Below are 23122 nucleotides of genomic sequence, written 5' to 3' on the forward strand. Positions count from 1 at the left end.
GTTCGCATAAGTTCGTTAAAGCCTTTTATAGCAAAGGCTTAAGCAAACCCATATTCCGTTTTAGTCCGTAATTATTCGCCAATAATCGCCTACAACCACGATTTTTTGTAGCATGAATTGTAGTATAAAATTATTTTGCTCAAAAAAAGTCTACATTGGCTACGGCTAGGTTTAAGCCCTTGGTTCGAATCCCATATCTGCAGCCATTTAGAGCACTTTGCTTCATCAAGGAACAATTCATACGGTTTTTTCAAGGTATACTGCGCCTTTCCGTCCTTCAAAGATAAGTTCTGGAACACTAGGTTGATAAGCTTGCGCTTTTGCTCAAGGTTAGAACTTCTAAATAACAAGCCGGCGTTCTGAATAAGGTCTAGCAACAGTGTAAGGCTTTTTGCGAACTCTTCGTCTGCACCGTCAAAGTTAGTAAGTTGTTTGTTTATCTGTTGTTGCCTTTGCTTTATCTCATACGACTTTTTGTCATGTTCATCACGTGTAATCCACCACCATGAGCGAAGGCAAGCTGTGATGTCATTGCCATAACGGCAAAAAGTGAAAGGATTTTTTTCATAATATTTCTCTAATTAATGGTTTTTATGTACTTGTCCACCGCCATGTGAGTGAGTGTCGTTAGCGTTATGCATCTTTAATCCAAAGAATACCAAGCCCATAATCACAATAGCGATAACGGCAATTTTAATGTTTGATTTAGTTTCATTATCCATAAATAACTCCTTTATTAATGGGTGTGAACATTACCGTCACCATGGTCGTGAGCGGTAGGTGCAAGTTGAATTTTCTTCTCATATCCTTCCAGCGCAGAAGGTTTAGGCGCATTTGCCGCATCCATTTCCTTGTGCACATGGTAGTGATCATCTTTGTTTAGCGGATAATCATCTGGATATTTTGTGTGCTCGTAGCCGTGTAACTGCATAAGAAGAAGCAGGAAACCAACGATAATCAGACCGACGTTAGATGCATTACTGAAATGCTTGAATGATTCTGTTTTCCTCCAACCTGAAAGGATAAACAACATAACACTAAGAGCAACAATCTGACCAACCTCAACACCGACGTTAAAGGCCAAGATACGTAATACGATACCTTCGTCACCTAATGGAAGTTGCTGTAAGCGAGTTGAAAGTCCAAAACCATGGATAAGACCAAATGCAAAAACCATTCCTACAAGGCTTGGAGCTTTAACTTGAAAATACTTCTTGAAGCCATCGAGGTTATCAAATCCCTTGTAACAAACAGTAAGCGCGATTACAGCGTCCACAAGGAAGTAATTAGCCTGAATGCCATAAAGTGTTGCAAATATAAGCGTGATAGAGTGACCGATAGTAAAAGCGGTAATGAACTTAACAATATCTTTAAACTTGGTTAGGAAGAAGATTACTCCAAATAGGAATAATAAATGGTCATAGCCAGTAAGCATGTGGCTTGCACCAAGTTCAAGATATTCCCAGTATCCGGCATCTAGGATTTTCTGCTTATCGGCTTCAGACATACCATGTGCAAAAGCCTGATTGGTTAACAGGAAGATACAAATTGTAAAAAACAGTGCCTTCATTATGACTCCTATAAATATTTGGTAATTTCTTTTAGTTCTTTCATTTTCTTTTTAACTTCCGCAGGTGACTCATGGTCGGAATGCTCAATGCAGCCTTCAATATGGTCTTGCACAAAAGCTGTCTTTGCATTGCCAACAGCAGAAAATACCGCCTGCATCTGTTGAGCCACTTCAACGCACGGCTTACCTTCTTCAATCATGGTAATAATCTTAGCCAGATGTCCGTTAGCTCTCTTTAAACGCTTAATAATATCTGGGTGACTTGTGTGTGTATGTCCCATAATCTTAACCAGTTCATTGCTTTATAAAATATTTACTATAACCTATAGGGGGGGATAGGTTGTTGTCAACTAAGATCTCTTGTGAGTATAAAAATTTAGATTCTATCTTTTTTGTAATTGATGTTTTTTCGGTTCGAATCCTGCTACAGGTATGGCGAAGGGCTTCGAACCTAAGGTCACACACAATATTGCTGAAAGTCAGTAGGTTAGGTCATGTGACTTAGATAGCAGAGAGTTTTATTTTCTCTTTTGAAATTTTATAAAAATGAGGTATATAGAGGTTTTGAAACTGGCTACATTTCCCCAGCCAACGTCACTAAAATATAACACTGGTGAATATATACACTTTCTCAATTTAAATTATGCTACAAATTTAGGTCACTTTGATATTAATATTTTACTTCAGTTTTTTAAATAACTAAAGTTTATCCTCAGTCATAGTAGCAAAAAGCTACTACAAGCATAAGGCTTCTTAAACAAAGTCCTTCTTTCCCTTCAGCCGGGCTTCAGGTTGGATGCCTATAAAGGTTAATAACGAGGGCAAGAGGAATTGACTTTCAACAAACACAATCACTTTAATACATTTATTGTTGCAAAGTCTCTCTTTTCCTTTTTTGTATTTTAACCTTTAAAGGAGACGTATCATGTCAACTAATGAAAACAAAAACCAACCACAATCTAACGATAAAGCTAAAGAAGCACCAAAGGACGAAAAGAAAGCTGATAATTCAGACAAAAAACCTGAATATAAAGGCAATAATCCCGGTGGTCAAAGTTCTAAGAAATAATATTGATTAGAATTTCTTGCACGTAGCAAATAAGAAAAAGGTCGGTCATTTATGGCTGGCTTTTTTCTTATTTAACTCTAGGCTTCAGCTGGGCTTAACACAAATGATGGATAATATAATTTGGACATTATACTTAAGGAAAATATATGCGCATACTTATAGTAGAAGATGATAAAATCATTGGTGACGGCCTCCTAACTGCGCTTCAACTTGAGGGATACGCAGTAGACTGGACAGAAGATAAAGAATCGGCAAAGCTGGCTTTAAAGACTAATGAATATGACATGATATTATATGACATGATATTAATGGATATAGGTCTGCCTGATGGTTCGGGATTGGATTTACTTTCGGAAATCAGAGCTAATAAGAACGGCATCCCCATTCTCATGCTCACCGCCTATGATAAAGTAAACTATAAAGTACAGGGGCTAGATGCAGGTGCTGATGATTATTTGATAAAACCTTTTAAGCTAGATGAACTAAAAGCCAGAATCCGTGCTTTACACCGCCGTCGTGAAGGAATAGCGAGTCCCTTGTTAAATGTGGGTGATATTGAACTTAATCCTGCTACTAAGAGAGTCAAAAAAGACGGTAATGATGTTCCTTTAGGCCCGAAAGAATTTGCTATCTTACAATTGTTAATGGAGAAGCCTGACGCGGTTTTGTCTAAACAGGCAATTGAAGACAGCATGTACGGCTGGGGCATGGAAATTGAGAGTAACACCATAGAGGTACATGTTTCCAAACTGCGCAAAAAACTCGGAAAAGACATTATTGAAACAATCAAATATGTGGGGTATCGCCTTGCAGTCAATTAAAAAATGGTTTTTTAATAACCTGGTGGAAAAACGACGCATACGCAATATTGCAAAGTTATCACGTGATATTGAGAAGCGTATATTTGAAACACTCGCACCTATTGATGAAAAAATCGCACCCAAAGAAATTCGCCCGCTTATTAATGCTATTAATAGGTTGGTTTCCTATTTTGAAGAACGTTCACAACATGAGCAGGATTTTTCTGCCAATGCATCACATGAATTACGAACACCACTAGCAGGTATCCGCCTGCAAACTGAAATTGCTATGAGCACGGATGACCCTGATATACAAAAGAAAGCACATCAGAATATTTTATTGGCAATAGATCAGAATGAACGTCTTATTGAGCAATTGCTCACACTGGCAAGACTTACTAGTGATAGAGTTGAATTGTCTATGGAAAGGGTGAATATCGGTCAGTTAGCCGGACATGTTGTGGCCCAATTATTGAGTGTGGCAGAGGCAAAAAATATTAAGCTTATAATAGAGTCATGGAATAATGCTTATATTTTAGCCAGCGCAGAAAACATTTCTATATTACTGCATAACTTGATTCGCAATGCTATAAACTATACCCCGGATGGTGGTAAAATACGTGTGAAAGTGGAATCAAAAAATAAGGAGATTCTTCTACGTGTAATAGATAACGGCTCAGGTATTCCAAAGGATAAGTATGAAGTAGTACTAAAACGATTCCAAAAAACTGGAAACGATTCCAGATCAGGTAGTGGTTTAGGGCTTTCTATAGTTAAAAGAATTTGCGATTTGCACCATGCAAAATTAAAACTCGGCAAAGCAACTAAAGCAGGAGGGCTGAAAGTAACAGTTACTTTCGCCAATTAAGAATTCTTATTTGTCTTTTTATTTTCTACCATCTTGGTATTTTTATCTTCTTTCTTGGAATCTCTACAATAGCATTTGCTGATAAGTTTTTTTACAAGATTTTTAATTTTGTTCATCATTTTTATTACCTTTAGTTAAAATTTTATAATCTAAATAGCTGGTATATAGCCGTCATCATTGTCACTCTGATTTTCAGGATTACCATCTGACTTTTCAGTAGGAAGTAAACTCATAGGTCCTTCCATATCCGCCAGATCAGAGCGTTGGGTTAGAATGAACAGCCCTTCTGTTATTACCACCGCCCCCACTGCTAGTATTATTTTCAATTTCACCTCTTGCTCCTATAGGTCAAATTTATTTCTTAAGTGCCGCAATATAAACCCTTAACCTTATACCAAGCTGAAGGTAGCCTTCAGCTACATTTAAGGCTAATTAGATATACTTAATATTAAGTTATGCAATTAGGAGTTACGAAAATGAAAGAATCTGTACAAAATAAGGAGTCAACAGAACTTAGGGTGGTTGCCTTGTATAGCATCAAAAACAAATATAAGAAATTGGTGATGGGTGACCCTATATTGAAGCATGATTTTAATACGCTTGTAAAATACACCACACTTTCAGAGCCAAATTCAGCCAAACATTGTGAAAAGATTATTAATCACCTTATAGCAGAAATTTATGAAAACGTTGAGGATGACCAGAGGATGGATGATGAAAGCCCTGTGTCTTGTAAGGATGATGCAATTCTCTGCAAACGTTTTAAAGAGCATCTTGGTTTAAAACAAGCTTTGGAAGAATATTTTAGCACTTACTTAACAAAAGTATAAATTTAGAATAGGAGGTTATCATGTCGCAAAAATCAAAAAATAACACACGCAGTCGGTTTGATAAAATTATAAAGGATTATGTTAATGCGGTAGAAAAATGGGCTAACCCTGAAGAAATACACAGCAGGTTGCATGGGTTGCTTTCTGAGTCAATAAGGATGAATATAACACTGGCTGAGTTACTTGAAATATTATCTTCTTCCTGTATGGGGGGCAAGACATCAGAGTTTATAGCAAATGTTTCATCACATTATGCCCAAGGTGAGGATGCTGCCAAATTACGATTTGATGAGAATATAGCCAGAAAAGAAGCTATAAAAAAGAAGAAAAGCTAGCCGTGTTTACCGGAGCATATTAAATGTCAGAACATCAGCATAAAAACCAAAGGGACGTTCTTTTGCAGACTATTCTGGAACAGAATGTTGGACGAATGCTATCTCCTCTTGAGCATTTTATCCACAAGCAAACAACTGCCGCTCTTTTACTTTCTATTGCAACAGTAGTGGCACTTATTTTTGCTAACCTCCCATGGTTTAATCCAATTGATTATATTTCTGAAATAGAATTGGGATTTCTATTTCAGGGCGGACACTTAACAATGCCAATCGGTGAGTGGATCAATAGCGGCTTGATGGCCTTTTTCTTCTTTCTTATAGGGCTGGAAATCAAACGTTCCATCATTGCAGGGAAACTACATAATTTACGCCACGTCACTTTGATAATTTTAGCGGCTATTGGAGGTATGGTCTTTCCAAGCATCGTTTATCTGATGATAAACTCCGGCGGTGATAATGCGCAAGGATGGGCTATTCCCATGGCTACAGATACGGCCTTTGCTGTTGGGGTGCTAGCTGTACTCGCCAAACGTATATCAGCAAGTATTTCAATATTCCTTGCAGCTTTAGCCATATTTGATGATATAGGTGCTATACTGGTTATCGCAACATTTTATACGCAGCAGCTACACTACACACCTTTGTTACTAAGTCTGATCCCGTTTGCATTACTGGTATGCTCAAACAGAATGGGAATAACCAATGGCTGGGTATTTGTCATATTAGGAGTAATATTATGGTATTTTATACACGAGTCTGGCATTCATGGCACTCTTGCAGGCTTACTGGTTGCCCTGACCATACCTTCTAAAACTTACCTAAGCCAAAGAGATTTTATTGATAGAGGTAGGCATATTCTTGGTAAATTTGCATGTAGCAATGATAAAAACAATACTATGCTTTCCTCTGAAAGTCAGCATCATTTAGCCGAAGAAATGCACTCTACGATGAAAGTTGCATCCACCCCCCTTCAACGTTGGGAACAATTATTTATCAATCCAATTGGAATTATTATTTTACCTCTATTTGCACTCTTTAATGCTGGAATAGAATTATCAGGAGTTGCCGTAATGAATGCATTTGAATCTTCTGTAACATGGGGAATTATAGCAGGGTTAGTAATAGGCAAACCTCTAGGAATAATCCTGTTCAGTTATATAGGTATGAAATTAAAAATTGGTAGCCTGCCAGATGGCGTTTCCTTTAAGGATGTTATAGGCGTTGGTATGATAGCAGGCATAGGTTTTACTATGTCCGTATTTATTGCAGACCTTTCATTTGCGTCTAACCCTGAACTGATAGAACTTGCTAAATTTGGAATTATTGCCGCATCGTTACTTTCAGCGACTCTTGGGATTGGATGGTTTTTCTTTAGCACCCCAAACCAACGCTACAGGTGGGTCAAATTTGGACGCATAAAGTGGGTCAGTTTTAAATGCGGGTTGACATCCATGAGCGTCCACACTAGTCCATAACTCTAACAACATCCAATGATATTTAACCAAATTTAAAATATTAGGGGTATATTCAATTATGAATCTTACAAACCTAGACTGCGAAAACATCGCAACATCTGATACACCCTTGAAATTAGGCGATGGCGGTGGAATGTTTCTGCACGTTATGTCTAATGGAAAGAAATATCGGCGACTTAAATATCGTTTTTTGGGGGTAGAAAAACTTCTTGCCTTGGGGCTATAGGTCCACTTCTCCGTTTTAAAGAACAAAATATTAATCAAATAGCCTTCAACACTGAAAAAAACCGCATTCGTTCTCAAGTTCATTTCTCCTTTGTTAGTGCAAGCCGTGATAACCCTTTTATTAAATTCTGACTAACATATTAAAAGCTAATGTGTGTAATAAAATCGACACATTTTTATGGCATAATGAATCTTTATTAAGTTTTTAACTATTTCTTATATTTACATATTGTGTATGCCTAGAAAGAAACCGCCTTTTGACTTATCTTTAATTCCAACCGTTCCCGAGGGTGGAGTACAAATCCTTGAAGAACAGCCACAAATCCCTGATGATGCAAGTGTTGTTACAGCACAGGATGTAAGAATTATTGACTCGGAAAACGATTTTATAGGTGAGGACGGGATTCCGATTGCACCTATTGCAAATCAACATTTAGCAACTGCGAATGTACGAAGGGAATCAAGAGGAATAGCTGACACGGCTATAATATCCGGTGCGTTAACTACAATTTCTGCACTGGCCGGTGCTGTAATAGGAGTTGGCGTAGAGACCGCAGAAATAATTAAAACTCCAAGTGAATATCAATCAGATGAATATGAAGATGATCTCGCCGACAGTTCAATAAAATACGGCGTTGTTGGAGCAGAAATAGGCGGAGCTTTAGGTCTTATGACCAGCCTTATACTCTCTAGATGTGTTTCTGATTTTGGTGATTTTAATGAACATATTCGTAACCGTATTTCCCAAGGCATAAGAGAAAGCCGGCAAGATATGCAACAAAACTTCCAACAAATGAGAGAAGGCTGGCAACAATTCACAGAATTATTTTCAGGGAACAGAACAACCGGTGAACATGAAACAAGTTCCAACTCACCGGAAGACGTTGAATTAGGAATAAGACAAATCAGAGGTGAGCATGGTGCTTTTGCAAGCTCTCCAAGAACACATGCCGGCTTACCACAAGGCTTTAGTCAAAGACAAAATATTGCAGAAGTCAAAGCAGCACTTGCAAGACGGCACGAGTCCCCCCAAAGAAAACAGACACCGCCACAAGCAGAAGTAATGCCGACACCTGACAATGAATCATTAGACAAAAAACCTGCGGCAAAAGAGTCTAAGAGAATTGAGGATTATGACGCATCTTTAGCCATAGCAAGCATGCCGATGAACATAGATGATGATAATAGAAGCACCTCCTCTATAGATAGTACGCAAAAAGTAAATATTAGTATTTTAAAAAAGCCACCTCCCGTAGCTAGTCTAAGAGGTTCAAATGAAGAAGAAAAAGAGGAAGAAAAAGAGGAAGAAAAGGCACCGGAGATAAAAAATAATTACGAATCACCTTCTAATGTTGAATTTAACTACCGCAAAGAAGGATTCAGAGGTAGAGAGTCTTATCGAAAAGAAGTAAAACGAGATTCGGATGATGACTTTAGTGTTAGCTCGACAGAGTCGACTACATGGAGAGATAACTATAACAAGTCTTCCCCGGATAGCAACAAAAAACGCTAATTAGCTAACACCGGCTCGAATCCCTAAATCATACTCATACCGACAATTTACCATTTGCAATTGGTACGCACAGTTACAATAACGGGGTACAATATTGCTATTTAATACTTAAAATGTATCTTGTCGGAAAGTTCGTTAGGGTTATCGCCTTGTAAGGGGCAATGTTCTTTAAGAAGCTCTCCGCATTTATTGATACCCTCAACAAGTCCTCTAGCAGCGTCTTTATTTTTCAACCCGTTGACTATAGAAGCACATATATCATCCCATTTTTTCCGGCTGATATTAATAGACCTGTCCGGTCTTACCACAACCGCATGTTCAAAAAGAGAAATATAAATAAGTACTCCCGTAGCACCTTTGGTATTTCCGATAGCATATTCATAGAAACACTCACTTGCTCTATGATTTACCTCTTCAAATATTTCTTTTTTTCCCAAGAAAGGTAATTTTAGAACGGGAATATAAGTCGCCATCGCCGAACCTATCTCAAAACCTGCGATAACTATAGCAATACTTGCTAACAGCCCGTAAGCAGGGCTACTTTCAGTAAAGAACGGTGTGAACTTCCAGCCTATCACGAAAAAAACCACTATCAGTAATAGACCGAATATATCTTCAGCTCTATCATAGCGACCTGAATCTTTCGCAACTACTATTACTATTTCACCGGAAGTATCTTTTTCTGCCTCGGCTACAGCCGCTTTGACAGCTTTTTGTCCTTCCTCATCTATAAATTTACTTATATTTTTTGTTTTTTTTACCATGAACCTGTTGCTCCTCCTCCACCGCCGAATCCACCTCCGAACCCGCCGCCACCGCCGCCGCCACTATTGCGACCTAATATTGCCAATAATAAGAACATAATACCGATGATAGCACCGATAGCAATAAGTACCTTCCACCCCCATCCCGAACGACCGTCTTTAATTATGGAATGAATAATAGCTACAACAAGCAACCCGCCTATTATCATAAACAAAATATTCATTCCCCCCATGTCACTAACCTTATCAGCCACAGTCGGCTTAGGCAGACCAAGTCCTCGTGCTACGGAGTCCAGACCCTTAACTCCTTTTAATATCCCGAGCGAATAATCCCCCCTTTTAAATTCAGGAATTATCAATGACTGCATTATCTCTTCAGCTTCATTGTTATATTGGTTGTTCCAGCCGGCTCCAAACTCTATCCTTGCTTTTCTATCCCCCGTAGACACCAGTAATAAAATACCGAAATTCCTGTCTTTATAACCTACTCCCCATTCATCGAATAACTCCCGTGCATATTGCTCTATAGACATATTAGACGCTTTATATGTTATCAATGAAGGTATGGTGACTACTATTATAGGGATTTTTTCCTCATTCAACAAAGTAGCGGCTATATTGTTCAACTCCTGTGCCTGAGAACTTTGTATAATATCGGCTTCATCCACATAAAAGCTGTTTTTTTCAGGTTTTTGAGGAAATTCAACTGCGGATACCGGCTCAGCAACTATTATAAGCACTATCAGGAACAAATTTACTAAACACAGCCTTATATTCATCAGCACCCCTATCCTGTACGTTTTATCTTTTTAGCAGTTTTTTGATTTTATAAAAAAACTAATAAATTAAAGTTAACGTTCCGATTTATTTATCCGTTAAATTGTGATAATCATATCAATATCAGATTAAACTTAAAGGAAAAATCCTTGGATAAAAAAACAGATGATTCCCGACAAAATGAAAAGTTATTAAAAAGAACTATGCGGCTGACTATGGACGGAGCTGCTATGTCGGCTTTTAACGTAACCTTGGGTCATCCGCTTGATACCGTAAAAACATACGCCCAAAAACAAAATCAGGATTTTTATCATGCCGCAAGGAACGTTTTCGGGCATGGCTCGTCATATAACGGTATGCAGAATTTATATAAGGGCTTAACCCCTAATATTACAAGACAGATAGTAAATACTACATGGCGGGTTCCTTTAACCACACTTGCACCGCAGGCATTTGCAGATACTTTTTCAATGACTGACGAAAACGGTAAACCTACTCAAAAAGCTAATATAGCGGCATCATTTTTAGTTACCGGTCCTGTAGATGTTACCTTATCAAACGGTTTTGAGTTAGCTAAAGTAACCAAACAAACCGGAGGTACTTACGGAAAAATATATGAAAGTTTCAAAGAAAAGGGAGGAACGCCCAAAGCTTTTTGTTCAACTTTGATGAAAGGTTCAGTTCCGTCATATTGGAAAAGTGCCGTAGGGTATAGTGCGTTATTTGTTGTTCACAAAATTGATAATGATATTAACAAAAAACTTAACCCTGAAAGTGCGTCTTCTTCTAATAATACAACGCCGATTTCTGCGGCGGCGGCATCGGTAATAAAAGTATCTATTACAAACCCTCTGGACGTAATTAAGACACGCAAGCAGTCATTAGGCAGCGATGAAGGTGTATCAATGGCCTCAACCGCATCAAAAATAATGCGGGAAGAGGGTGTAAAGGCATTCTACAGAGGAATGGCTCCACGCTTTTTTCACGGCTATCTGACCGCCTTTGCGGGAATGCAGATAATGAAATTAAGCAATAAATATTCACAACAGGACGGTGCGGATTTTAATACATCACATGCCCAATCGGTTTTAGAAAAAAGAACGGAATCCGAACAAAATCAAAATATTTCAAGATAGCACCTCGGCTAGCAGGGTTTGTACCCTACCTTTGCCGGAGAACCCGTACTACAAATATAAACTCATTAAAGCCTTTTTGAATTTTGCAGTTCTTTTACCTTTTGTTCAAGAGTCTCAATTATATCAAGCCCTAGTTGTTCGGTCTCAAACTTTTCTAGCGGGCTATTATCGCCGTTTAACCGCATCTCAACAACTCTTGGATGCTGTTTTTTATATTTCGCAATAGCCTTGTTTAGTTCTTCTTGTGTAAGTTTTGTCATAACTACCCTTGTATTTGTCATATTAAACAAAACGGCACTAAGATTGCTCTTGAGTGCCGAGGGGTTTGCAAAATCTATCCAAGGAAAGACCATGACGCTTTTAGCGTAAGCCTGTTGTATAACGCCATCCCCTCGACATAGTCGAGAAAATAGCTTTTTGTTAACGATGCTGCTTTGACACCGCCTTGAATTTAGAGGTTGCAACGCCCCGGAAGACAACACGCCTTCCAATTCAGAAAACTATAGAATGTTGTAGTGTATTGCAATTGTTTTTGTTTTAATATAAATGAAAATTGTAACTCCCCCTTCGGGAAGGAGTATATTAGTATTCAAGATCACGAATTTTCTGCAATAATTCAATGAGATGATGAATTTGTGTTGAAGGATTTTTTTGACCAGTTTCTTTAGAATCTTGTTCTAGCTTGTTAGAGTTTGTAACTGCTTTATCTGTTAATGGAAAAAAAACTTCAAAATTGGATTTGTTGCTTTTACTATAATCTTCACATCTATTATCTTTTAGTTTTTTATTTAGATCTGGAAGAAGGTCATCATAAATAAGGTATGATTTTGTCGTATACCCAAAATGAATAAGAAGCCATAACTCAAAACATGGATAAGATTCTATTGTTCTTAATTTGGTTCTCTTTCCTTTTTTTGGCTTCCAGCTTCTTGCTTTATCTATTGCTTCATGAAATTTTTCATGCCTATCCCTGTCAATAACACATAATGCTTCGTCATAATCAGATGATTTTTCTTCACAAACTTTTATTGCATGCTCAACAACACTCTGAGGGGCAGAACCGCAATCACCGCTAACTTCAACTTTCCCAATTATACGATATTTTTTGCAAATATTTTTAAAATACGTAACAGAAGACTTGCTATCTTCACAAACTATCAATACTTTTGCTCGTTCATTACGCTCTTTTTCTTCATGAACCCTTCTAAGTTCTTTCCTTTTTTTGAATAACTGGTCAGACACGTTAGTCCTCCAAAGGAAGATAAGGTGTAGCACCATACCTGCCCTCTAAATAGCCACGTTCTAAAGCTTCTCCCTTTCTTGGACTAGAAGCTTTTTCTTTAACTGCGGTCAGAGGATATAAGTCCGTACCTTTATCTAATTTAAATTCAGTAAACCAGAATTGATCTCTTCTTAAAGTCCTATCTTTCATAAAGTTTGTACTATGTGATGTAAAGATAAGCTGAGCTTTTGATCCTTTTGTGCTGACAAACTTGTTTACCAGAAACTTTTGCAAGTTAGGATGTAGCTTCGTATCAAGCTCATCATATAGAAAAGGGACTTGTTTTTCTGAGGCATTTATCCAAAGAGCAACAAGATCAAATAATTTCTTCGTACCTTCAGATTCATCATCATTTAAATCAAAAGGAATTAAATCTTCACTATCTTTAGCTTTCCTCATGAACTTAATTTCAGGAATACGATTTATATCTTTATTATTATTTGTAATTTCTATCAGTCTCTTAAGAACTCCTTTTAGCTCTCTTGATTCGGCAGGCTCGTCATCATCGCTTTGAATATCTAAGTTGATTTCTTTATAACCGGCAGTTATTGCTTTAATGCTAGGTATATCTGCATCAAGCAAAAATTCCAATACCTTTGCTTTTCCTTCATCCGTCGTACATAACTTAGATGTTTTTTCTCTAGAACCACGATTGTTAACAGAAAGCTCCCGAAACCAATCCCAGACTGGCTCTAAGTTTTTGTTATCGTTATCTACTGCTTTAGATAAGAAAAGGGTGTTCTCTCTAGTATCATGTCGAATACTTTCTTTTTTTCCTGAGAACAATGGGCTAAAGTTATACTCATACTTAGTATCTTTCCACTTTCTTTCAAACCAACCCTGTTTATATCCTTTTGGATAAGCGTCTAAAAACTCCTCAATAATTCGTTCCTCATTATATGCAAACCCATAGTGATATCTTACTCCTTGAGCAATAAACTGTATGGAGAAGAGAGTTGGCTCTTTTAAAGAAGTCGCTGACAATCTAAATGGTCGGTATGGAAGTTTTTGGTTTTTAATGGTGTCTTTCGCACTATGAAGTACTATATGTCTCATTACGCGTATGGATTCCAACAAAGTTGATTTACCTGATGCATTAGCTCCATAAATTACTGCAACGTTATGCAATTCTGGCACTTGTTCCAACCCTGTTTCGATAATAGAATTCTTAGAATCTTTTATTTTCTTTTCTGGCAACATACTAAAAATTGCCTCCTCTTGAAAAGATCTAAAATTCTTAACTGTAAATTCAATAAGCATAGCGACCCCTCATTTCTAACTTATATTTACACTTTTTATGCAATAATAAAAGAAAAAACTGCACACATGCCTTATTTATAGCAATAACAATGCAACCAAGGTATAAAATCAATACCCTATTATAAATATTTGCAACAAAGAGTTTGAGCTTTATGTGTATATTCCTACCAAAGCCTAATTGTTAGTAAAGCAAGCCCCGCTGCCCGAAGGAATATTTAAACCTCTAATATTTCCTTTCCGCAGGTAAAAAATCCGGCAGATCCTTATCTTCGGTTATTTTTCTAACATCTGTCTTATCATGCCTGAACTCTTCGCCTTCAAGCCATACTATGCTATGGTTTAACCATTTTTCGTTATCGCTTTCGGGGAAATCTTCTCTGAAATGGCTGCCTCTGCTTTCGGTGCGTTTTAATGCCGAGATTATAGTAGCTTTGCACTGCAATAACAGATTCTCAAACTCCATTGCCTCAAGCAGTGATAAATTCCATTTTGTTGACTTATCATATATTATTACCTGCTCATATAGCCCCTCTATATAAGCAATGTCTTTTAAGGCATTTTCCAGCAGTTCCCCCGTCCTGAAAACACCTACAAAACCTGTCATGGTATTTTTCAGCTTTGTTAGCAACGAGCTTACATTGGTGATTATCTCACCGTGATATTCCTGCGTTTTTCTTACGCCTAATAATTTTCTAATCCTTCTTGCACTTGGCTCTTGTGAAGATTCGATATTTTTATGTTGAGATTCCCTATCTATAACCTCATGGGCTTTTTCAACAGCCAGCTTACCGAAAACAATTATATCAAGCAGCGAGTTGCACCCCAAACGGTTTGCTCCGTGAACCGACATACAAGCCGTTTCACCTATCGCCATCAAACCTTCAACTATTTTACCGCCTCGGTCAATAACCTGACCGTACATATTAGTCGGGATACCTCCCATAGTGTAATGCACGGACGGAGCAACAGGTATAGGCTCTTTGGTAGCATCTACTTTGGCGAATACCTTAGCATTTTCATATACTGTAGGAAGTTTCTTTTTAATGACATCTTCGCCTAAATGTTGCAGGCACAAATGCAGGCAGTCCTTATTTTTGCCCGTACCACGACCTTCAAATATTTCCTTAGCCATAGCTCTGGCTATAACGTCCCTTGCGGCAAGGTCTTTATATTTGGGAGCATAACGTTCCATAAATCTTTCGCCTTCGGAATTTATCAGATAAGCCCCCTCACCTCTTGCCGCCTCCGTAATTAAAAACCCCGAACCTGCCAGCCCTGTCGGGTGGAACTGTATAAACTCCATATCCTGAACAGGCAACCCAGCCCTGATTACCAGTGCGTTACCATCACCCGTACAGATGCTTGACGAGGTATTTACCGCATAAGCCTGTCCATAACCGCCCGTTGCAAGAATTATCATATGACTGCGGAAAATGTTAATTTCACCGTTTTCCATATCCCACGTAACTACACCGACGCATTTTCCCGAATCAAAAATAAGATCCATTGCAAAATGGTCTTGAAAGAACCGTACACCACTTTTCAAAGACTGTTGGTATAATGTGTGCAATATAGCATGACCCGTCCTGTCGGCAACCGCACAAGCTCTGTGGGGAGGATTGCCCTTACCGTAATATGATGACTGACCGCCATATATCCTTTGATAAAGTCTGCCGTTATCAAGCCTTGAAAAAGGAACGCCCATCTTTTCAAGCTCTAAAATACTTGAAGCCGCATTTTTACACATATATTCTATTGCGTCTGCATCGCCTATCCAATCTCCGCCCCTAATAGTATCATACATGTGCCACCGCCAGTTATCCTCGGTAATGTTACCAAGGGCGGCATTTATACCGCCTTTAGCCGCAACGGTATGGCTGCGTGTAGGGTCAACCTTGGTTATACAAGCCGTTTTCATGCCTTTTTGAATACTATGACAAGATGCCATAAGCCCTGCACCGCCCGCACCGACAATAACCATGTCATAATAATATGTGTTCACTTTCATATAAGAGAATATATTAATACATCTGATAAAATACAAACTTTATTGATTCGGGAATAACTTTTTACTGGAATTTTTTAGAATAGCAAAGTATAACTCTATAAAATTAGAAGAATCGAATCAATTGGTTAAACATGGCTCCTAAAAGACTAATACCTTCAAAACGCACAAAAAATCCAAGGAAGGAGAAAATAGGAAAATTTTTTCCTATTGAAATTGCAGATGGCGAGGAAGATTTTTTAAAAAGACCTGTTTCACCGATATTACCGGTATCGGACATATCGGACGCAGAAGAAACAGTGGAACAGTTAAACAATAACATGATTCAAGATGAACTTAAACTCGTACAATTATTACTTAAGGCAACAAAGGAATCTAACGTAGGTCTTGCAAATAAAATTATAGACTCGGAAAATTTTAACACGAGGGTAACAGACGAAAACGGCAATATTCCTTTGCATTTTATAGCTGGTTACGACCAGCCCGAAGTTACGAAAAAAATCCTAGAAAAAGATAAAGAGAGCATTTGTGTTCAAAACAGTCACGGAAATATGCCCTTACATTTCAGTACATTCAACGATAAGAACGAGAATACCGAACTTTTTATTGATGAGCTACTCAGTCAGAACAAAGGGAATGTTATTCTATTACCAAACAAATATGGTCATACCGCTACGCACTATAGCGAAAGCCACACCTTGATAAAGGCTGCACAGTCCAATGAGATTGAGGAAGCAAAAAAAGCTTATAGTGAAGGTGCTATAATAAACTTTCAGGATAATGAAGGCTGTACCGCTTTACATTACTCAACCTGTAACGGGAATTTATCCTTTACTGAATTTTTACTGCAAAATAATGCAGAAAAAGACATGGCAAATAATAAAAAACAAACCCCGAAAGATTTGGTTCCGATTGATAAAAAACACCGATTTGAAATTCTTTTCGGCTCTTATGGTAAAGAACAAAGCAGATAACTAATACGGCTGTTAAAATTATACTTTGTAATGTCATGTAAAATGCCATATTAAATATATGGTAAAATCACAAACAAATCTAAGACATTATGCAAAAACTACCCATATCAGTATTTATTATCGCCAAGGACGAAGAAGACAGGATTCCCCGCCCCATAAAAAGCGTTATTGGCTGGGTGGACGAAGTTATAGTTATAGATAGCGGCAGTTCTGATAAGACCATGGCAGTTTCCGCCTCTCTGGGTGCAAAAACCGTTTTTAACGAATGGAAAGGATATGGTCCTCAAAAAGTTTATGGCGAAACTTTGTGCAAAAACCAATGGTTACTGAATATTGATGCCGATGAGGAAATCACCCCCGAATTACGAGATGAAATAATCGAGTTATTCAAAGCGGGGGAACCACAATGTAAGGCATATCATGTACGGATTAAAGTTTTAGGTACGTTCGACAAAAATCCTCACCGTTTTGCACCTTATCACAATCAACTAAGGTTATATCACAAAGATTTTGCCGGGTTTAAAGACAGTACGGTACATGACTCGGTAGTACCCAAAGATGGTATCCACTGCCCTCTCGGACAATTAAAAAACATAATTCACCACCGTACTTTCCGCTCATACGGTCACGCTATAGCTAAAATAAACCGATATTCCACAATGCAGGCAGAGCATATGTATAAAAAAGGCAGAAAGCCAAGCTCGGTACGCATCATATTTGAACCTTTCATCGGCTTTTTCAAGGGCTATTTCATGAAAAGACACTTCCTAATGGGAATAGACGGCTTTATAGAAAGTATAATATATACTTTTGGTCGTGTTTTAAGGCTGATAAAGGCTCGTGAGATGTGGAAAAAACACCATATGAAACAACAAGACTGATTCAAAAATGTTATTATCGGTTGCATTTATATACTTTTTGTCGCAATATAATTATAACATCAGTTGTTATATTGGAATTTACAGGTAATAGATTTTTTATGTATATTGATATTGAGAAAAATAACCATCAATGGGTTGTTTATCTGGAAGGGGACATTTCATACAAGGATAGAAATGAACTTAAAGTATTGATCGATTGTTTTGAAAAAGACGGTGTTAAAGAACTTATAATAGACTTTAAGAAAATCGCAAAAGTTCAGTCAAGCGGTCTTGGTAGCTTGTTAATATTAAGGGAAAAAGCCTTAATTAACGAAGCTAATATCGTCTTGAAAAACGTTAACGGTCATCTAAAGACCATCTTTGAAAAATCGGCTTTATGCAATCTTTTTACAATAAAATAGCCAAATAAATAAGATTTCCTGCAATTTTCAACAACTATATATTGACAGTTTTGCTATTGTCGCTACTTTACTCCTTTTTATAATATAAATTACTGAATCTTTTTATATGGTCGGACAAGCATTGGAAAAATCAGATATAACCGTAACATTACCTGACGGGGCTAAAAAATCATTCTCTTCTGGTGTAACGGGAATGGACGTTGCAATGTCAATCGGCGAGGGACTAGCCAAAGCCGCTATTGCTATTAGTATAAACGGTGAGTTACGTGACCTTACACGTGAAATTGAAACTGATGCTCAAATATCTATAATAACCGGACGTGATGAAGACGGACTGGAAATTATAAGACACGACACAGCCCATATAATGGCTGAGGCAGTGCAGGAGTTATACCCTGAAACGCAAGTGACCATAGGTCCTTCTATCGAGAACGGTTTTTATTATGACTTTGCAAGGGAAAAGCCTTTCTCCACCGATGACCTTGAGAAAATAGAAGCGAAGATGGCGGAAATAGTCAAACGTGACGAGCCTATAATACGTAAGGTTATGAAACGTGATGAAGCCGTTGAATTCTTTAAGAAAAAAGGCGAAAAATACAAAGTTGAACTGATTGAAGCAATACCTCAAGGCGAAGACGTTACCTTCTATCAGCAGGGAAAGTTTATTGACCTTTGCAGAGGACCTCACTCTCCGTCTACAGGCAAGCCCAAAGCCTTCAAGCTGATGAAAGTAGCAGGTGCTTACTGGCGTGGTGATTCTAACAATGAGATGTTGCATCGCATCTATGGTACTGCATGGGCAACCGAGAAAGACCTTAAACAATATCTACACCGCTTAGAAGAGGCTGAAAAACGTGACCACCGCAAACTTGGTCGTGAAATGGAACTGTTCCACATACAAGAAGAAGCTCAGGGACAGGTTTTCTGGCATGATAAGGGGTGGACTTTATACCGTGAATTAGAAAACTACATTCGCCGCAAGATTCAAAAAGCCGATTACATAGAGGTTAAGACCCCTATGCTTGTTGACCGCTCTTTATGGGAAAAATCAGGTCACTGGGACAAGTTCCGTGAAAATATGTTTATTTCGGAGTCGGAAGACAAACCCCTTGCGATAAAACCTATGAACTGCCCGTGCCACGTACAAATATTCAATCAGGGCTTAAAAAGCTACCGTGACCTGCCTTTACGTATGGCTGAGTTCGGCTCATGCCACCGTAATGAGCCTTCAGGTGCGTTACACGGTTTGATGCGTGTGCGTGCGATGGTACAGGACGATGCCCATATATTCTGCACTGAAGAACAGATAGTAAATGAAACCGAAAGCTTCTGCGACCTTCTAAAAGAAGTTTATAAAGAATTGGGATTTGACGAGATTGCGGTGAAAATAGCTACCCGCCCTGAAGTTCGTGCCGGTACTGATGAAACATGGAATAAGGCTGAAAAGTCCTTGATAGACGCAGTTGAAGAAGTCGGGCTACAATATGAGATAGCTCCGGGTGAAGGAGCCTTTTATGGTCCTAAGCTTGAATTTCACCTAAAAGACACTATCGGTCGTAGTTGGCAGTGCGGTACATTACAGATGGACTTTGTGCTACCTGAAAGGCTTGACGCAAATTATATAGGTGCGGACGGTAATAAGCACCGCCCCGTGATGCTACACCGTGCTATTTTGGGTTCGCTGGAACGTTTTATAGGTATCCTGATAGAACAATATGCAGGAAAGTTCCCTTTATGGCTTGCACCTGTTCAGGCAGTTGTGGTAACCGTAACATCTGATGCCGATGAATACGCAAATGAATTGCATGATGCATTAAAAGCGGTAGGAGTGCGCTCTAAGATAGATATTTCAAATGAACAGATAAGTTATAAAATACGCCTGTACTCCACTCAAAAAACACCTATAATAATAGCCGTGGGCAAAAGGGAAGTCGAGACACGCTCGGCATCAATAAGGAGAATAGGCTCCAAAAATCAAGAAACTCTTGATTTTAAAGAATTAATCGATACAATACGACAAGAGGCTGAGCCTCCTGCGTAATCCCCCCGAATAATGACTTGTCATTTATACGGGCATTATGCTAAATAAGTCGGAAAAATGCATTTTTTATAGAAAAATTAACTTTTTAGAAATATTTTTTGCAATATAATATATTAGATATTTTAATTTAAATTAGGAGTAAATACATAGCTTACAACTCTTCAAATAAACTTCCGAAGGCAAACGAGCAAATTGATGCTAAAGAAGTTAGGGTAATTGATGATAACGGTGAAATGTTAGGCATAATGCCGATAGACAAAGCGATCAAAACAGCAAAAGACAAAGGTCTGGACTTGGTTGAAATTTCTCCTAATGCCGAACCCCCCGTATGCAAATTCCTTGATTTTGGTCGTTATAAGTTCGAACAACAACGTAAAAAGAACGATGGCAAGAAAAAGCAAAAGAAAGTTCAACTAAAGGAAATCAAAGTCAGACCTACTATTGATACTCATGACTACGAAGTAAAGATGCGTAGTTTGAAGAAGTTTATCAATGCCGGTGATAAGGTTAAGATTTCCTTGCGCTTCCGTGGTCGTGAGATTACGCATAATGAGCTTGGCATGGATTTAATGAAGCGTATAATCGAGGATAGCTCCGAAATCGCCAAAGTTGAACTTGAGCCGAGAATGGACGGTCGTCAGATTCTTATGATTCTTTTACCGAAATAAGCGAATTTAAAAGAAGAACTTTTAAAAAAAGAAATATCCTGTAGAATGGGTAAAAAATACTTAATAGGAATATAATGTATATATACCTACCCATAGCCGAAATGCCGGTTAATATTTTTCTGATACTATTTTTAGGTGGCATAACAGGCGTTCTGTCCGGCATGTTCGGTGTTGGCGGCGGCTTTTTGATGACCCCGTTATTAATGCTTATAGGTATCCCTCCGGCAGTTGCCGTATCGAGTTCCGCCAACCAGATTATTGCAGCATCTTTTTCAGGATTTCTGGCACATTTGCGTAGAGCCAACGTTGATATAAAAATGGGCATTGTTATTATTATCGGTGGTTTTATCGGTTCTTCTATCGGTGTATCGGTGTTTGCTTTTTTACAGGATATCGGTCAGATTGACTTGGCAATATCACTTTGTTACGTCCTGTTTTTAGGAACTATCGGCACTATGATGGCCAAAGAAAGTATTACCGTAATACTTGCAAAAAGACGTGGTGACATGGTAATGCCACGCAAAAGACAGAACTGGCTTACCGGTCTTCCCCTTCCTTTTAAAATGGAGTTTAAGCGTTCCGACCTGAAAATAAGCATTCTCTTGCCTGTCTTTATCGGTATGTTTACCGGAATACTGGTGTCGTTAATGGGTATCGGCGGTGGCTTTGTGATGATTCCTGCTATGATATATATTCTCGGTATGCCGACCTCGGTTGTAATAGGAACATCATTATTCATAATAGTATTCATAACCGCTAATGTAACTATATTACAATCCGTTACCACTCACACGGTAGATGTGGTATTAGCTATGCTAATGCTGACAAGCTCCGTTATAGGGGCACAGTTCGGTACAAGGGTAGGATTAAAGATGCCCGCAGAGCAATTAAGGGCTATATTGGCAATGATGGTATTGGCGGTCGTGATAAAGCTGGCGATAGGGCTGTTCGTAGCTCCTAATAACCCCTACACAATAGCAATAATAGGACAATGATAATAAATATACGACTGCTTTCATATGCACTTATCCTGATTAGTTCTATGTTACTTTTCTCAAAGTCACATGCAAGACCCGTTATTGCCGACCTTTCCTTACGCCAGATAGCTATTGACTCAGGGTTTAAGGGCGATGAAATACTTCTGTTTGGAGCAAGGAACGATGCAGGCGATGTGATTGTTGTAGTCAGAGGCCCCAAATTATCATATATAATGCGTAAAAAAGAAAAAATGAAGGCAGGTATATGGGCAAACAACAAGCATGCGGTATTTGAAAATATCCACGGTTATTATAATGCAGCATCTAGCCGTCCTGTAAAAGAAATAAAGAACGATAGTTTATTAAAAGCATTGAATATCGGACTTCAAAACATAGATTTACCTATAAAAGCAGATGAAGATGAGGAAATTAATACGGAAAGCTTTCAAAAAGCATTTTTGAAAAAACAGGAACAAGAAAATCTATACTTCCCTATAATCGGTGATGTGGAGTTTATAGGCGACACATTATTCAGGACAATAATAAAATTCCCTGAAAATATACCTCGCGGAATCTATACGGCAGAAGTATATTTATTCAGCGACGGGCAGTTAAGCGGTTTGCAAAGCACACCTTTAATCGTCAAAAAGAAAGGTTTTGATGCATTTATATACGATTTTGCTTACAGATATCCTTTATTTTATGGTATTATAGCTGTACTTTTAGCTTTAGCAGCCGGTTGGATAGCCGGAGCAATATTTAGGAAGGTTTAGTTATGTCTATTATAAACAACAGTTCCGATAAGAAAGTTAACTACCTTGTCTGTGTAAACGGTGAGAAATATTCCGAAGTTGCAGCTCACTTTGCAGCAAAGCTGGCACAAAATAACAACGGAACTATTACTATACTACATGTTATCGAACCTGCCGACTACCAAAGTTTTGGCGGTGTTGCCGAAACCATGCGTTCGGAGCAAATACATGCAACGGCAAAACTACTGGAAGAATTATCAAATAAAGTTAACAAGTGGTCGGGGCTTACACCTATCCTTATGGCGGAAGAAGGGATAATTGAGGAAAAAATAATCTCGGTTATCGAGAACGATAAATCAATAAATATGTTAATAGTGGGGGCAGCTTCCGCATCATCGGCGAAAAGCAAGATACTCCCTCCCCTTGTCGCATCGCTCGGTAGTAAACTGACAATCCCTATGATGATAGTACCCGGCAATATGACAAATAAGAAAATTGAAGAATTAGCTTAATTATTAA

26 protein-coding genes are annotated in these 23122 nt (G+C 38.3%); 16 read left to right on the forward strand and 10 right to left on the reverse strand.

Annotation, left to right across the window (positions count from 1 at the left end):
* Window positions 1–581 precede the first annotated feature (581 nt).
* From O2942_11340 to O2942_11350, 3 genes are read right to left on the reverse strand one after another with little or no spacing between them, the layout of a single operon-like run.
* The gene (locus O2942_11340) at window positions 582–722 is read right to left on the reverse strand and encodes a hypothetical protein (GenBank protein ID MDA0782840.1); all 141 of its coding nucleotides are present in this window, start codon (window positions 720–722) and stop codon (window positions 582–584) included.
* Between the two features lie 14 nt (window positions 723–736).
* Entirely contained in the window at window positions 737–1570 is an 834-nt protein-coding gene (locus O2942_11345; protein MDA0782841.1) for a HupE/UreJ family protein, read from the reverse strand.
* An 8-nt stretch (window positions 1571–1578) separates the two neighbouring features.
* Window positions 1579–1851 (reverse strand): metal-sensing transcriptional repressor, encoded by a 273-nt coding sequence (locus tag O2942_11350; protein MDA0782842.1) that lies wholly within the window; start codon window positions 1849–1851, stop codon window positions 1579–1581.
* 644 nt (window positions 1852–2495) lie between these two features.
* On the opposite strand from O2942_11350, the gene O2942_11355 reads away from it, so the two are divergent.
* The 3 genes from O2942_11355 to O2942_11365 all read left to right on the forward strand — a co-directional run bounded on the left by O2942_11355 (window position 2496) and on the right by O2942_11365 (window position 4307).
* Complete coding sequence (locus tag O2942_11355; GenBank protein ID MDA0782843.1) at window positions 2496–2639, forward strand: hypothetical protein; 144 nt, start codon at window positions 2496–2498, stop codon at window positions 2637–2639.
* A gap of 146 nt (window positions 2640–2785) precedes the next feature.
* Entirely contained in the window at window positions 2786–3460 is a 675-nt protein-coding gene (locus O2942_11360) for a response regulator (GenBank protein ID MDA0782844.1), read from the forward strand.
* The gene (locus tag O2942_11365; GenBank protein ID MDA0782845.1) at window positions 3417–4307 is read left to right on the forward strand and encodes an ATP-binding protein; all 891 of its coding nucleotides are present in this window, start codon (window positions 3417–3419) and stop codon (window positions 4305–4307) included. The genes O2942_11360 and O2942_11365 overlap by 44 nt, the downstream gene beginning before the upstream one ends.
* Before the next feature lie 149 nt (window positions 4308–4456).
* Here the strand turns inward: O2942_11365 and O2942_11370 are convergent, their stop codons facing one another.
* Complete coding sequence (locus O2942_11370; protein ID MDA0782846.1) at window positions 4457–4633, reverse strand: hypothetical protein; 177 nt, start codon at window positions 4631–4633, stop codon at window positions 4457–4459.
* A gap of 150 nt (window positions 4634–4783) precedes the next feature.
* On the opposite strand from O2942_11370, the gene O2942_11375 reads away from it, so the two are divergent.
* The 4 genes from O2942_11375 (at window position 4784) to O2942_11390 (ending at window position 8685) form a co-directional block, all read left to right on the forward strand.
* Window positions 4784–5137 (forward strand): hypothetical protein, encoded by a 354-nt coding sequence (locus tag O2942_11375; protein MDA0782847.1) that lies wholly within the window; start codon window positions 4784–4786, stop codon window positions 5135–5137.
* Window positions 5138–5157: 20 nt separating this feature from the next.
* Window positions 5158–5472, forward strand: coding sequence for a hypothetical protein (locus O2942_11380; protein MDA0782848.1), 315 nt, complete (start codon window positions 5158–5160; stop codon window positions 5470–5472).
* Window positions 5473–5495: 23 nt separating this feature from the next.
* Window positions 5496–6947, forward strand: coding sequence for a Na+/H+ antiporter NhaA (gene nhaA, locus O2942_11385; protein MDA0782849.1), 1452 nt, complete (start codon window positions 5496–5498; stop codon window positions 6945–6947).
* A 460-nt stretch (window positions 6948–7407) separates the two neighbouring features.
* On the forward strand, window positions 7408–8685 hold the full coding sequence (locus O2942_11390; protein MDA0782850.1) for a hypothetical protein: 1278 nt from the start codon (window positions 7408–7410) through the stop codon (window positions 8683–8685).
* 101 nt (window positions 8686–8786) lie between these two features.
* Here O2942_11390 and O2942_11395 read toward each other — a convergent pair whose 3' ends face one another.
* Together O2942_11395 and O2942_11400 are read right to left on the reverse strand one after the other, a co-directional pair.
* Complete coding sequence (locus tag O2942_11395) at window positions 8787–9449, reverse strand: hypothetical protein (GenBank protein MDA0782851.1); 663 nt, start codon at window positions 9447–9449, stop codon at window positions 8787–8789.
* Window positions 9443–10228, reverse strand: a complete 786-nt coding sequence (locus tag O2942_11400) for a TPM domain-containing protein (protein MDA0782852.1) — start codon at window positions 10226–10228, stop codon at window positions 9443–9445. Before O2942_11400 ends, O2942_11395 begins: the two co-directional genes overlap by 7 nt.
* Before the next feature lie 147 nt (window positions 10229–10375).
* Here O2942_11400 and O2942_11405 point away from each other — a divergent pair, with 147 nt between their 5' ends.
* The gene (locus tag O2942_11405; protein ID MDA0782853.1) at window positions 10376–11362 is read left to right on the forward strand and encodes a hypothetical protein; all 987 of its coding nucleotides are present in this window, start codon (window positions 10376–10378) and stop codon (window positions 11360–11362) included.
* Between the two features lie 65 nt (window positions 11363–11427).
* Here the strand turns inward: O2942_11405 and O2942_11410 are convergent, their stop codons facing one another.
* From O2942_11410 to sdhA, 4 genes are all read right to left on the reverse strand, one after another.
* Window positions 11428–11622 (reverse strand): hypothetical protein, encoded by a 195-nt coding sequence (locus tag O2942_11410; GenBank protein ID MDA0782854.1) that lies wholly within the window; start codon window positions 11620–11622, stop codon window positions 11428–11430.
* A gap of 322 nt (window positions 11623–11944) precedes the next feature.
* Complete coding sequence (locus tag O2942_11415) at window positions 11945–12604, reverse strand: RloB family protein (protein MDA0782855.1); 660 nt, start codon at window positions 12602–12604, stop codon at window positions 11945–11947.
* A gap of 1 nt (window position 12605) precedes the next feature.
* A complete protein-coding gene (locus tag O2942_11420; GenBank protein ID MDA0782856.1) occupies window positions 12606–13904 on the reverse strand; it encodes an ATP-binding protein in 1299 nt (432 codons plus the stop codon).
* A gap of 223 nt (window positions 13905–14127) precedes the next feature.
* Window positions 14128–15912: a succinate dehydrogenase flavoprotein subunit gene (sdhA, locus tag O2942_11425; protein MDA0782857.1), complete on the reverse strand. Its 1785-nt coding sequence runs from the start codon at window positions 15910–15912 to the stop codon at window positions 14128–14130.
* A gap of 131 nt (window positions 15913–16043) precedes the next feature.
* On the opposite strand from sdhA, the gene O2942_11430 reads away from it, so the two are divergent.
* From O2942_11430 to O2942_11465, 8 genes are all read left to right on the forward strand, one after another.
* Entirely contained in the window at window positions 16044–16883 is an 840-nt protein-coding gene (locus tag O2942_11430; GenBank protein MDA0782858.1) for a hypothetical protein, read from the forward strand.
* 89 nt (window positions 16884–16972) lie between these two features.
* The gene (locus tag O2942_11435) at window positions 16973–17764 is read left to right on the forward strand and encodes a glycosyltransferase family 2 protein (GenBank protein MDA0782859.1); all 792 of its coding nucleotides are present in this window, start codon (window positions 16973–16975) and stop codon (window positions 17762–17764) included.
* Between the two features lie 98 nt (window positions 17765–17862).
* On the forward strand, window positions 17863–18165 hold the full coding sequence (locus tag O2942_11440) for an STAS domain-containing protein (GenBank protein ID MDA0782860.1): 303 nt from the start codon (window positions 17863–17865) through the stop codon (window positions 18163–18165).
* Window positions 18166–18301: 136 nt separating this feature from the next.
* Window positions 18302–20206: a threonine--tRNA ligase gene (thrS, locus tag O2942_11445; GenBank protein MDA0782861.1), complete on the forward strand. Its 1905-nt coding sequence runs from the start codon at window positions 18302–18304 to the stop codon at window positions 20204–20206.
* A gap of 146 nt (window positions 20207–20352) precedes the next feature.
* A complete protein-coding gene (gene infC, locus O2942_11450) occupies window positions 20353–20874 on the forward strand; it encodes a translation initiation factor IF-3 (GenBank protein ID MDA0782862.1) in 522 nt (173 codons plus the stop codon).
* 74 nt (window positions 20875–20948) lie between these two features.
* Window positions 20949–21869, forward strand: a complete 921-nt coding sequence (locus tag O2942_11455) for a sulfite exporter TauE/SafE family protein (protein MDA0782863.1) — start codon at window positions 20949–20951, stop codon at window positions 21867–21869.
* Window positions 21866–22624, forward strand: coding sequence for a TIGR02186 family protein (locus O2942_11460; protein MDA0782864.1), 759 nt, complete (start codon window positions 21866–21868; stop codon window positions 22622–22624). Before O2942_11455 ends, O2942_11460 begins: the two co-directional genes overlap by 4 nt.
* Window positions 22625–22626: 2 nt before the next feature.
* Window positions 22627–23115: a universal stress protein gene (locus O2942_11465; protein MDA0782865.1), complete on the forward strand. Its 489-nt coding sequence runs from the start codon at window positions 22627–22629 to the stop codon at window positions 23113–23115.
* The last annotated feature ends 7 nt before the right edge of the window (window positions 23116–23122 follow it).

The sequence above is a fragment of the Pseudomonadota bacterium genome (genome assembly GCA_027620075.1).
Lineage (GTDB): Bacteria > Pseudomonadota > Alphaproteobacteria > Rickettsiales > UBA6187 > 1-14-0-20-39-49.